This window comes from Polaromonas sp. P4_F4, assembly GCF_056401355.1.
Genome location: NZ_JBFUJO010000037.1, coordinates 19,507 through 30,587 on the forward strand (window position 1 = coordinate 19,507; position 11,081 = coordinate 30,587).

Below are 11,081 nucleotides of genomic sequence, written 5' to 3' on the forward strand. Positions count from 1 at the left end.
CATCAGTGTGTTGGGGCAAATCGCGGTTTTACGTTAACCCAATGGAGAGTGAAAAATGAAGTCCAGACTCATTTTCCTTGTTCTTGCTGGCCTCATGATTGCGGAGCCTTTGCGGGCCGATATGGCCAACACTATCGCCAAGGTAAAACCGTCAGTGGTCATGGTGGGTACCTACAAGAACACAAACAGTCCGCGCTTCGCCTTGAGAGGTACGGGTTTCGTTGTGACCAATGGAAATTCGGGGCGTGGCAATCTGGTCATCACCAACGCCCATGTTCTTGAGCAGCCTGCGAAAGAGGATGTCGATGCTGCTTGGGTCATCCAGGTCAGGGGAGAACAAAATGAACTGCAGATGCGGCCCGTCACAGTGCTCGAAGTGGACAAGCTTCATGACCTGGTTTTGCTGCGCTTTGAAGGGCCCTCGGCACCGGCACTCAGCATGCGGGATTCCGGCTTGGCTCAAGAGGGGCAAGCCGTCGCCTTCATGGGGTTCCCCATTGGGGGAGCGCTTGGTTTCTCGCCCGTGACTCACCGCGGCATGATTTCTTCTATCGCCGCAGTTGCCTTACCTACCCCATCCGCCCAGCAGCTCAACGAAAAAACGATACGCAGTCTGCGCTCGGGAGGTGGTTTCGATATTTTTCAGCTGGATGGCACGGCTTATCCCGGCAACAGTGGGGGGCCCCTGTTTGATCCGGATACAGGAGAGGTGCTGGGCGTTGTGAACATGGTGTTCATCAAAGGCACCCGGGAATCGGCCTTGACCAACCCGTCAGGAATCAGCTATGCCATTCCATCCAGATTTGTGCAGCAATTGTTGCAACGGAGCAAGTCCAACTGACCTCCAGGTGAGTGATTGGATAGCTCAGTCTGGCAAAAATTGGGAGGCAATGTCCAAGTCTTCATGGGTCATGCCTGACTTCAATACGCCAACAAGTTTACGCCAGGGGAGATCAGGTTCAATCAATTTGAAGCCGTAAAAGCCGTGGGGCCCCTTGTGTTTGCCACGTACGACCATGGCTTTGATAACCGACTCTTCCTCATGCCCCAGTTGAACGATGGCTTGACCCCAAACGTTCGCGGGTAAGGGTACTTTAGAGCGCGCCAGAAAACCATCCTCGGAAAGCTCTACCACCCGCAGGTCATAGACGTCCGTATTTTCAGGGCCAGTGACAGAGAACCTGCCAGGACATTTGATTGAATAACGTTGATGCTTACGCTCACGGGTCTGGAAGTTTGAATCAGAAAAAACAGGCGGCAGTACCTGTTGGTACTCCGCGTGGTTGTAGATGGAGTGCAGCAGTCTTTTCTCCCTTTCACTTAGGTTTTGAAAGGTGGGAGTACATTGGTTGAAAAAATAGTCGAGTAAATCTGGTGTCATCACCGGATCATTGGTCGTGAAATAGCGTCGACTTGGCATCCTGATATTACGCAGCTTGGTGCGTAAAAAATATGCATAAAGATTCTTGCGTCTCGCTTTCTTCCCATAAACCCGTTTAAAAATTGAAGGGGCTACATACAGGTCAAGAGAGGCACCTATCGCGGGTGCTCCATTGGCAAAATCGTATTTTTCAACTGAACTCTCCGTCAATCTTTCAAAGAACAAAAGAGACTCGTACATTTCAATCCGGTTCGGATTGACAGCAATCACAAGATGCCGGGTATCAAAGAAGGTGGTGGAGTATTCATACATGAATTTCATCAAGGGAAACAGGATGGTTCCTCCTGTGTTTCTGAATTTCAGATGCACTGCAAGCGCAGATACTTCAGCTATCCGGCCCTTTTTCTCGCGAATGTCGTACAGCTCAAAAATCGACTGCAAGGGGAAGCCGAAAACACTTTCGCGAATCAGCGAAATGGTCCCGACAACCTCACCGTCGAACTTGGCGCAAAGTGTGGTTGTGGTTGGCAGCGCGTGGTAAATGCTGACGCGCATGCCTGACGGGTCGGGCCGCATGAAGCCGCTGCCAACATACGCATCATGAAGGAGCTGGAAACACGCTTGCAGTTCTTCTTTCGTCTGCGCTATCTTCAGGACTATACGTTGGTCAGGTGTGGGATCGCAATTGACAAAAGACCGGTACACGGCGAACCGTAAGGATCTTGGAAAGAAGGAAAACGCTTTTCGTAATATATGGTGCAAGAATCTTTTTGCAGCTGACGCATATGGATTTTTCATATAGTGTCCCCGCCGATTCAATATTGATAACCTGTACCGATTGAATTTTGACCAAGGGCTAAAGCTGGCTTCCCCAGCGTCAGCTGTGGGTACCTCTGCACCTTTGCAATCTGTACGGAGTCTTATAGTTATGCAGGATCAACACTTCACACCAGTGATCAGGGCTTTTAAAGGTAGCGCTGAAGGTGCTGAACGGCGAATCCAGCACAGCGTAGGCGTTGCCATGGACCGCATTGTGGGTTTCGGAAGAATCGAGGACCAAGGGGCGTCGGTACGGGTTGTGATGCGCCAGCTGCTCAGTGAGCGTTTCGTGTTTTTTGAGCAACGCTGCTGCATGCTTTTCGCTGCTCAGCTCTTGCGACTGCACCGCGGCCACACCCGCCGCTATGAGCAGTGCCAGGGCCAGCAATCCGTACAACCACTTTTTTAGCGCTGAGCGTCGAATCCGGTTCATCCGGGCAGTTTGCCACCGCGCTGAACCGGTTATTGCAAGATGGTCTTTAGTCCTACATGCATTCGCGCCCGGCTCTGAAGCAGGAGTCGTCCCAGGTGGTGCCAGAGCGTCTCCCGCCCAGTGCAGCGGCGTTAGTTTTTTAGGGGCTGGCTGCGTCCAGGCGTTGTGGCAGGGCGTCATGCGACGACTCACCATCACTTTCACATTTGGCATAAATAGCCGAAATGATTTATCCTGAGGCACAAAATTGTGAATTGACCAGGTTTTTGCATCGAACCACCAGCGCAAGCGAAGGTGGGCCGCTCAGCAAGAAAAACAAGGGAACTCATGGAGTTGGTCATTTTTCGCCTCAACGGGCAGCGCTATGCGTTGCCGCTCCCGGTGGTGGAGCGCGTCATCCAAGCCGTGGAAGTGACCTCCTTGCCTGGTGCGCCGGCTGTGGTGCTCGGAGTGATCAACGTAGCGGGCTGTGTTCTCCCGGTGTTCAATATCCGGCGACGGTTCTTCCTGCCAGAGCGGGAGGTCGTTCCCACCGACCAGTTTCTGATTGCACGGACGGCCCGGCATACGGTGGCGTTGGTGATCGACGAGGTCCACGGCGTGATCGAACACGAGCCATCTGCCGTTGTGGGTGCGGACCGGATGGTACCCGGCCTTGAGCAATTCCAGGGCGTGGTCAAGCTTGACGATGGCCTGGTGCTGATTCACGACATGGAAAAATTCCTCTCGCTGGACGAAGCACACGCGCTGGATGCGGCGATGGAGGAGGTCGAATGATGCACGGCCAGGTCATGCCGGCGCAGTGGTCGCAGTTGAGCGAGCTTGTCGCCGGCACGACGGGGCTGCATTTTCCGCGCGAGCGCTGGGATGATCTGAAGCGTGGCCTGGTTGACGCAGCGCAGGAGTTTGGCTTTGAGGACGCGGCAGCCTGTGTCGACTGGCTGCTGTCGGCGCAGCCGACCCGGGCCCAGGTACAGGTGCTGGCAGGTCATCTCACGATCGGTGAAACCTATTTCTTCCGGGACGGGCAAACACTGGAGGCGCTCACCGAGAGCATCCTGCCCGAGCTGATCCGCGCCCGGCGCGGCGGCGAGCAGCGGCTGCGCATCTGGAGTGCGGCTTGCTGCAGCGGTGAAGAGCCTTATTCGCTGGCAATTTTGCTGCATGAAGCATTGCCCGATTTTCGGGACTGGCAGGTGACGATCACCGCGACCGATATCAACGCAAGCTTTCTGCGCAAGGCTGCCGCAGGCATCTACGGCGAATGGTCGTTCCGCAACGCGCCGGCAAGACTCAAGCAACGTTACTTCCATCGCACCGCAGATGGCCGTTACGCCATCGTGCCGCAAATCAAGAAATTGGTGAACTTTGCGCACCTGAACCTCGCGGAGGACGTTTACCCCTCGCTTGAGACAGACACCAATGCGATGGATGTAATCTTCTGCCGCAATGTGCTGATGTACTTCACGCCGCAGCAGACCCGCAAGGTGATCGGGAACCTCCACCATTCGCTGGTCGAAGGCGGCTGGCTGGTGGTGAGTCCCAGCGAAGCCTCACAGGCGTTGTTTCCACAGTTTGTCACAGTGGATTTCGCCGGTGCAAGCCTTTACAAAAAGAGCAATGTCGCGCCTCAGGCCGAACCAGGGACGGTGGCCGCCACCGGCGCGCCGGAATCTGGTTTTCCTGCAGTCGAGGCGTCTTTGTCATGGGCACCATTGGCTGCCCCGCTGGTGGTTTTAGAGTCCGACCGTCCGACGGACGACTTCGCCGTTCCGGAGGCACCGGGCAGCACCCTGATGTTTGCAGAATCGCTTTACGGGCAGGGCCGTTATGCCGAAGTGGTTGACACGTTGCTGGCGCCCTTGGCCGAACATACACCAGGGCCTGTGGCATGTTCGCTGCTGGCCCGGGCACTGGCAAACCAGGGCCGACTTGCCGATGCGCTGACATGGTGTGATCGCTGGATCGTCGCCGACAAGCAGGACCCCGCCGGCCATTACCTGCGCGCGGTCGTTTTGCTGGAGCAGGGCGAACCAGAACAAGCGCGGTTTTCCCTTCAGCGGGCGACCTATCTCGAACCCGAGTTTGTGCTGGCTCATTTTGCACTCGGAAATCTTGCGCGCCGGTGCGGAAAGGCCGGCGAAGCGGACAAACATTTCGCCAATACGCTGCATCTGCTGCAACGCTACCACCCGGACGATCCTCTGCGCGAATCGGACGGGCTCACCGCCGGGCGTCTTGCGCAGACCCTTGCTTCGCTCACCAGTCCGGAAAATACGCGATGAGTGACCCCACTCATACCGCCATCCCCGACGCCGGAACCATCCTTCGTGCCCGTGCACGCGCCCTGGCGCGGCCCCGGGATAACACCGCGGTGGCGAACGCATCGCTCGAGGTGCTGGAGTTTCGTCTTGCCCATGAATGCTATGCGCTGGAGACCCGCCACGTGCGCGAGGTGTATCCCCTGAAGAGTCTGACACCGGTTCCCTGCACGCCGTCATTTGTGCGCGGAATTGTGAATGTGCGGGGCCGCATCACGCCGGTCATCGACATCAAAAAATTCTTCGATCTGCCCGACCAGGGGTTGACCGACCTGCACTGCGTCATTCTCCTGCGCAGTAACGATCTCGAACTCGGCTTGATGGCGGACATCATCGTGGGCGTCCGAATCATCCCGCTAGGGAGCCTGYAGCCGACGTTGCCGACGCTCACGGGCATCCGGGCCGACTACCTGAAAGGCGTGACGGCGCAACGTCTCGTGGTGCTTGATCTGGATCGTCTCCTGACGGACCCGAAAATCATTGTGCAGGAGGAAGTGGAGGACTGAATCCAGACCCTGCAGGCCAACGCAGGGAGTGGATGTCGTACTGAGTCGCCCTGACCGGAGGTTAGACCGCTAGCCAAGGTCTGGCGTGAACGGGGTAACGGGTGTTCGAAGCAAAAAAAGGAGGGAAATAATGAAAAGAGCCGCAGATGCCGCAGGCAAGGGGGGCAAGGAAGGCAAGGGACGATGGCGCCGGGCAGCGACGCTCGTCAGTCGTCTGACTGCCGTAGCATGCGTGACGCTCAAGGTGGGCGCAGTCATCGCGGCAGATGCCACAACAGCATCCTTGTCCTCCGTGGATTTTTCACGCATGACGCTTGAAGATCTGGCGAACATCGAGATCTCCTCGGTACTGAAGAGACCCGAACGGTTGAGCGATGCGGCTGCAGCGGTCTACGTGATCACGAGCKAAGACATTCGCCGGTCCGGCTATACCAGCATCCCGGAAATACTGCGCCTTGCGCCCAATCTCCAGGTCGCGCGCGATGACTCAAGCAATTATGCGATTACGGCGCGCGGCTTCAACAGCAGGAGCGCCAACAAGCTGGAGGTGCTGATAGACGGCCGCAGCGTGTATACGCCGCTGAACTCCGGCGTGTTCTGGGACGTGCAGGATACCTTGATCGAAGACATAGAACGCATCGAGGTCATCAGTGGACCAGGCGGAACCCTGTGGGGATCAAATGCCGTCAATGGCGTCATCAATATCATCACCCGCTCTTCACGAGATACCCAGGGTACCTTGCTGAGCGGCGGTGCCGGTACCAAGGAGCGTGGCGCCGGTGCTCGTCATGGCGGCAAACTGGGCGAGGACACCACGTACCGTCTGTATGCAAAGGGCTTTAGCCGCGACAGCACGCAGAACAGCAGTGGCACCGACCTGCAAAATTCGTGGAACACGCAGCAGGCGGGCTTCCGGATTGACTCGGCCAGCGCCGCCGATACCTTTACGCTGCAGGGAGATGCTTACGATGGGTTGATACATCAGCGCGCCCTGGCCGACAAGACCATTTCGGGAGCGAACCTGCTTGGACGCTGGAATCGCGCATTGGCGGATGACGCAAACATACAGGTCCAGGCCTATTACGATCGGACTCAACGCAACTATCCAGGCTCCGCCGGGTTCGGCGAAGTGCTCGATACCTACGACATCGACGTGCAGCATCGTTTCCGGTGGCGCAAGGACCACGACATTGTCTGGGGTGGCGGCTACCGGCGGCAGAACGACCATGTCGATAACAGCCAGTTCCTGCAGTTTCTGCCGGCACAAAAGACGCTGAGCCGAGCCAATATCTTTGTCCAGGACAGCATCGCGCTCAGCGAACCCCTCAAGCTCACGCTGGGCCTGAAACTGGAGCACAACAACTACACCGGGCTGGAATGGCAACCCAACGCGCGGCTGGCCTGGAAGCTGGACGATCGCACGCTGCTGTGGTCGGCTATCTCGCGGGCGGTGCGCACGCCATCGCGCGTCGACCGCGAATTCTTTGTGCCGGCTATCCCGCTCCTGGGGTTCCCGGGGTTCGTCGTCGGGGACTTTACGTCGGAGACGCTGACCGCCTACGAGGTCGGTTACCGCACGCAGCCGACCGCCGACACCTCGTTCTCCGTGTCTACCTTCTACAACGTCTACGATGACCTGCGCAGTCTCGAACGCTCTGCGGGCCCCGGATCAGCGCTTGTGATCGGGAACAAGATGAAGGGCAATACCTACGGTGTGGAAATGTGGGGGAACTACCGTGTAAACAACTGGTGGCGGTTGAGTGCAGGCTATAACTATCTCAAGAAAGATCTAAGCTTAAAGTCAGGCAGTACCGATACAACCAGCCTGGCCGCCGCCGAAACTGATCCGCGACACCAGTTCTCTCTGCGTTCGGCGATGAATCTGGCGCACGACGTTGAGCTTGATGTCTCCCTGCGCTCGATCGGCACATTGTCCTCCACCCAGGTTCCTCGCTATACCGCGTTCGATGCGCGTCTGGGCTGGTGGGTCGCCAAGGATGTCGAGGTTTCGTTGACCGCGCTCAACCTGCTCGACAAGGGTCATCCGGAGTTCAGTGGTTCCACGCCGGCGCGTAGCGAAATTGGGCGCAGCTTCTACGCAAAAATGCTATGGAAATTCTGATCAACATACTGCGCGCGGTAGCGCGCATGCACTCGGGCAGCACCTTGGCCGTTGTGGCATTGGGCATCGCGCTCTTCCCCGGCAAGGCCAGCGCAGCCGACGAATCAGTGGAATACGCCGTCAAGGCGGCTTTTCTGTACAAGTTCGGCTCCTTTGTCGAATGGCCTGCAACAGCCTTTGCTTCGCCGACCAGCCCATTTCAGCTGTGCATCGCGGGCGAGGATCCATTTGGGCCCACTCTCGACAGGGCCGTCAACGGCCAGCGGATCGCCCAACGACCAGTCGAGGTGCGGCGACTGAAGATAGTCAAGCCGGACTCAGGCTGCCACATCGTGTACCTTGCCACCTCAGAGGCGCAGCGCCTCCCCCAAATCGTCGAAGCGCTACGCGGCAGCAGCGTGCTCACCGTGAGTGATGGCCGGTCGCCGGGGGTGGCCACGGGAATCATCAACTTCGTCATCAAGGACGATCGCGTGCGCTTTGATATCGACGATGAAGCCGCCGCGCAAAACAGGCTGGCCATCAGTTCCAAACTGTTGAGCGTGGCGCTCAACGTCAAGCCCAGACGGGTTGGGGAGGGCCGTTAAATGGGCTGGCTTGCAAATGTTCCGATTCGCGCCAAATTGCTGCTGATCAGCGTGCTGGCCAGTGCGATTGCGCTGCTGCTGGCCGGTGTGGCCATCGTTGCCTACGACACCATCACCTACACCGACCAGAAGAAACGTGAAATATCGGTTCAGGCCGAAACGCTTGCCGCCAGCGTCACGGCGGCACTCGCTTTCAACGACGCGAAAGTGGCCGAGGAATACCTCAAAGCGTTCGAAGCGAATCCGGAAATCGCGGCTGCCGGGATCTACAACGCAGATGCCAGGCTCTTTGCCCGATACCAGCGTTCCGGCTCGTCCACCCGAGCGCTGCCCACGACAACGGAGCCTGCGGGGGAGCGATTCAGGGACGATGAGCTGGAGGTGTTCCGACCCATCAGGGACGGCGCACGCACGGCGGGAACCGTGTACTTGCGTGCGAGCACCGAGTCGCTGACCTGGCGTGTCGCACGCTTCGGCGGAATCATCCTGCTGGTGCTGGTCAGTTCGCTGCTGATCACGCTGCCGATATCCATACGCATGCAACGCGTGATCTCGCACCCCATCCAGGATATTTCAAGGGTAGCCTCACTCATCGCGGCCGGCGACCTCACGGCAACACTGCCCGCGGATCAGCGCTCCGATGAGATCGGTGTGCTGGTGGAAATGTTCACCCGCATGGCGGAGGGTCTTCGCGAGCAGATTCGCGGGCTGATCGAAGGTGCGACGGTGCTGGGTTCGGCCGCCAGCGACATCGTCGCATCCACCACCCAGCTCGCCGCCAGCGCCAGCGAGTCGGCCACGGTCGTGAGCGAAACGACCGTCACCGTGGAAGAAGTGCGGCAGTCGGCGCAGGTGGCCAGCCAGAAAGCCAGAAACGTGGCCGACAGCGCGCAGAAGGCGGCGCAGATTTCCCAGAGCGGACGCAAGTCCACCGAGGACGTTGCGGCCGGGATGAACCGCATCCGGCTGCAGATGGAAGCAATTGCCGCCAGCATGACGCGGCTGTCCGAGCAGAGCCAGGCCATCGGCCGGATCATGGCCACCGTCGAAGACCTGGCCGCCCAGTCCAACCTGTTGGCCGTCAACGCGGCCATCGAAGCCGCCAAGGCTGGCGAGCACGGCAAGGGCTTTGGCGTGGTGGCGCAGGAAGTCAAGAGCCTGGCGGAGCAGTCGCGCCAGGCGACCAACCAGGTGCGCACCATCCTGGGCGACATCCAGAAGGCGACGACGACGGCCATGATGGCGACGGAGCAGGGTAGCAAGGCGGTGGAGGCGGGGAGCCGGCAAACCGAAGTGGCGGGCGAATCGATCCAGGCGCTGGCGGGCAGCGTGACGGAGGCGGCGCAGGCGGCCACGCAGATTGCGGCATCGAGCCAGCAGCAGCTGGTGGGCGTTGACCAGGTGGCGGGCGCGATGGAGAGCATCAAGCAGGCAAGCACACAGAACGTAGCCGGCGCCAAGCAGCTGGAAGCCGCAGCCCGCAACCTCAACGAACTCGGCCAGCGGCTCAAGCAGATGGTTGAACGTTACAAGGTGTAGTCAACCACAATCGCCATGAGCACCCAAGAAGACAACTTTCTCCCACAACTCCGCGCGACCTTCAAGGTCAAAGCCACAGAGCATGTGCAGGCGATCGCAGCAGGTTTTCAGTCACGTGGAAAACCGAAGTCCAAAAAAAAACGGAGGTCGGTGCCATGAAATGGAATGTCGGAACCAAAATGGGTACAGGGTTTGGCCTGGCGATGGTGATTTTTGTGATGGTCGGAGCGGTTTCCTATCGCAGCACAACGCAATTGATCGAGGCATCGGACTTGCGCCAGCACACCTACGAAGTGCTGAGTCGAGTCGCGGAAATGGAATTGCTGTCGGCAGACATGCAAAATGGCTTGCGGGGCTATGTCATCACCGGGGAAGAAAAATACCTGGAACCGCATCAAGCCGGGTTGGAAAAAATTGACAAAATCCTCCAGGAAACCCGGAAACTGACCGAGGACAACCCGCGTGAGCAGCGACGCCTGGATGCGCTCGAACCACTCGTCAAAAGTCGGATCGACTTCGCCAAGGAAACGATCGATGCCATACGGACCAGGGGAGAGGCGGCGGGCGTTCAACTCATCAGGACAGGTAAGGGTCGCACGCTCACGAGTGAAATCCGCAAGGTTATCGACGAGATGGAGCGCGAAGAAAATGACTTGCTCAAGCAACGCGCGGAGAGCGCGAAGAACGATGCCGGAAATGCGGAATTGACCATCGTGGTCGGCACCCTCGCCGCCTTGGTGCTCGCTGCGCTGGCCGGATTCGTCATCACACGCAACATCGCCCGGCCTCTCCAGGACCTCACGGCTGTCGCGGAACGGATCGCTTTGGGTGACTTGGGTGTCAATGTATCGGTTGATACGCGCAGCGACGAGGTAGGAGCGCTGGCACGGACGTTTGACCGCATGGCGCAGTCGCTGCGTGGGATGGCGAGCGCGGCCGAGCAGATCGCCGCCGGCGATCTGCGTTCGACCATCAAGCCTCAATCCCCCAACGACGTTTTGGGCACCGCCTTTGCGCGGATGTCGGAGAGTCTTCGCGAGCAGGTTCGCGACCTGGTCGAAGGGGCCAACGTGCTGGGCTCGGCCGCGACCGAAATCGTTGCTTCGACCACCCAGCTCGCCGCCAGCGCCAGCCAGTCGGCCGCGGCGGTGAGCGAGACCACCACCACGGTGGAGGAGGTTCGGCAAACGGCGCAGGTGGCCAGCCAGAAGGCCAAGCTGGTGTCCGACAGTGCGCAGAAGGCGGCACAGAGCTCCCAGAACGGGCGCAAGTCCACCGAGGATGTGGGRGCCGGCATGACCCGGATCCGCCAGCAGATGGAAGCAATTGCCGCCAGCATGACGCGGCTGTCCGAGCAGAGTCAGGCCATCGGC

At 58.8% G+C, this 11,081-nt stretch carries 10 protein-coding genes; 8 read left to right on the top strand and 2 right to left on the bottom strand.

Going from position 1 to position 11,081, the window contains the following annotated elements; translation table 11 throughout:
- Nucleotides 1-55: 55 nt before the first annotated feature.
- Complete coding sequence (locus AC1DUR_RS24195) at nt 56-841, top strand: S1 family peptidase (protein WP_477719959.1); 786 nt, start codon at nt 56-58, stop codon at nt 839-841.
- A gap of 24 nt (nt 842-865) precedes the next feature.
- Here AC1DUR_RS24195 and AC1DUR_RS24200 read toward each other — a convergent pair whose 3' ends face one another.
- Nucleotides 866-2,179 (bottom strand): N-acyl amino acid synthase FeeM domain-containing protein, encoded by a 1,314-nt coding sequence (locus AC1DUR_RS24200; RefSeq protein WP_477719958.1) that lies wholly within the window; start codon nt 2,177-2,179, stop codon nt 866-868.
- Nucleotides 2,180-2,258: 79 nt separating this feature from the next.
- Entirely contained in the window at nt 2,259-2,633 is a 375-nt protein-coding gene (locus AC1DUR_RS24205; protein WP_477719957.1) for a hypothetical protein, read from the bottom strand.
- A gap of 327 nt (nt 2,634-2,960) precedes the next feature.
- Between AC1DUR_RS24205 and AC1DUR_RS24210 the strand changes: the two genes are divergently transcribed.
- The 7 genes from AC1DUR_RS24210 to AC1DUR_RS24240 all read left to right on the top strand — a co-directional run.
- On the top strand, nt 2,961-3,410 hold the full coding sequence (locus AC1DUR_RS24210; RefSeq protein WP_477719956.1) for a chemotaxis protein CheW: 450 nt from the start codon (nt 2,961-2,963) through the stop codon (nt 3,408-3,410).
- Complete coding sequence (locus AC1DUR_RS24215) at nt 3,407-4,918, top strand: CheR family methyltransferase (protein ID WP_477719955.1); 1,512 nt, start codon at nt 3,407-3,409, stop codon at nt 4,916-4,918. Before AC1DUR_RS24210 ends, AC1DUR_RS24215 begins: the two co-directional genes overlap by 4 nt.
- Complete coding sequence (locus AC1DUR_RS24220; protein WP_477722253.1) at nt 4,915-5,460, top strand: chemotaxis protein CheW; 546 nt, start codon at nt 4,915-4,917, stop codon at nt 5,458-5,460. The genes AC1DUR_RS24215 and AC1DUR_RS24220 overlap by 4 nt, the downstream gene beginning before the upstream one ends.
- Before the next feature lie 130 nt (nt 5,461-5,590).
- Complete coding sequence (locus AC1DUR_RS24225; protein ID WP_477722254.1) at nt 5,591-7,582, top strand: TOL_0244 family TonB-dependent receptor; 1,992 nt, start codon at nt 5,591-5,593, stop codon at nt 7,580-7,582.
- A complete protein-coding gene (locus AC1DUR_RS24230) occupies nt 7,570-8,169 on the top strand; it encodes a TOL_0243 family YfiR-like periplasmic protein (protein ID WP_477719952.1) in 600 nt (199 codons plus the stop codon). Before AC1DUR_RS24225 ends, AC1DUR_RS24230 begins: the two co-directional genes overlap by 13 nt.
- Nucleotides 8,170-9,708, top strand: coding sequence for a sensor histidine kinase, YfiR-like protein-associated (locus AC1DUR_RS24235; RefSeq protein ID WP_477719951.1), 1,539 nt, complete (start codon nt 8,170-8,172; stop codon nt 9,706-9,708).
- Between the two features lie 155 nt (nt 9,709-9,863).
- The coding region (locus AC1DUR_RS24240) for a CHASE3 domain-containing protein (RefSeq protein WP_477722255.1) at nt 9,864-11,081 on the top strand (1,218 nt) is incomplete at its 3' end.

What these genes read in the sequence shown, in the direction of transcription:
- AC1DUR_RS24215 (WP_477719955.1), top strand. Translation starts at nt 3,407, where the DNA reads ATGATGCACGGCCAGGTCATGCCGGCGCAGTGGTCGCAGTTGAGCGAG.
- AC1DUR_RS24235 (WP_477719951.1), top strand. Translation starts at nt 8,170, where the DNA reads ATGGGCTGGCTTGCAAATGTTCCGATTCGCGCCAAATTGCTGCTGATC.
- AC1DUR_RS24210 (WP_477719956.1), top strand. Translation starts at nt 2,961, where the DNA reads ATGGAGTTGGTCATTTTTCGCCTCAACGGGCAGCGCTATGCGTTGCCG.
- AC1DUR_RS24200 (WP_477719958.1), bottom strand. Translation starts at nt 2,179, where the DNA reads ATGAAAAATCCATATGCGTCAGCTGCAAAAAGATTCTTGCACCATATA.
- AC1DUR_RS24205 (WP_477719957.1), bottom strand. Translation starts at nt 2,633, where the DNA reads ATGAACCGGATTCGACGCTCAGCGCTAAAAAAGTGGTTGTACGGATTG.
- AC1DUR_RS24195 (WP_477719959.1), top strand. Translation starts at nt 56, where the DNA reads ATGAAGTCCAGACTCATTTTCCTTGTTCTTGCTGGCCTCATGATTGCG.
- AC1DUR_RS24230 (WP_477719952.1), top strand. Translation starts at nt 7,570, where the DNA reads ATGGAAATTCTGATCAACATACTGCGCGCGGTAGCGCGCATGCACTCG.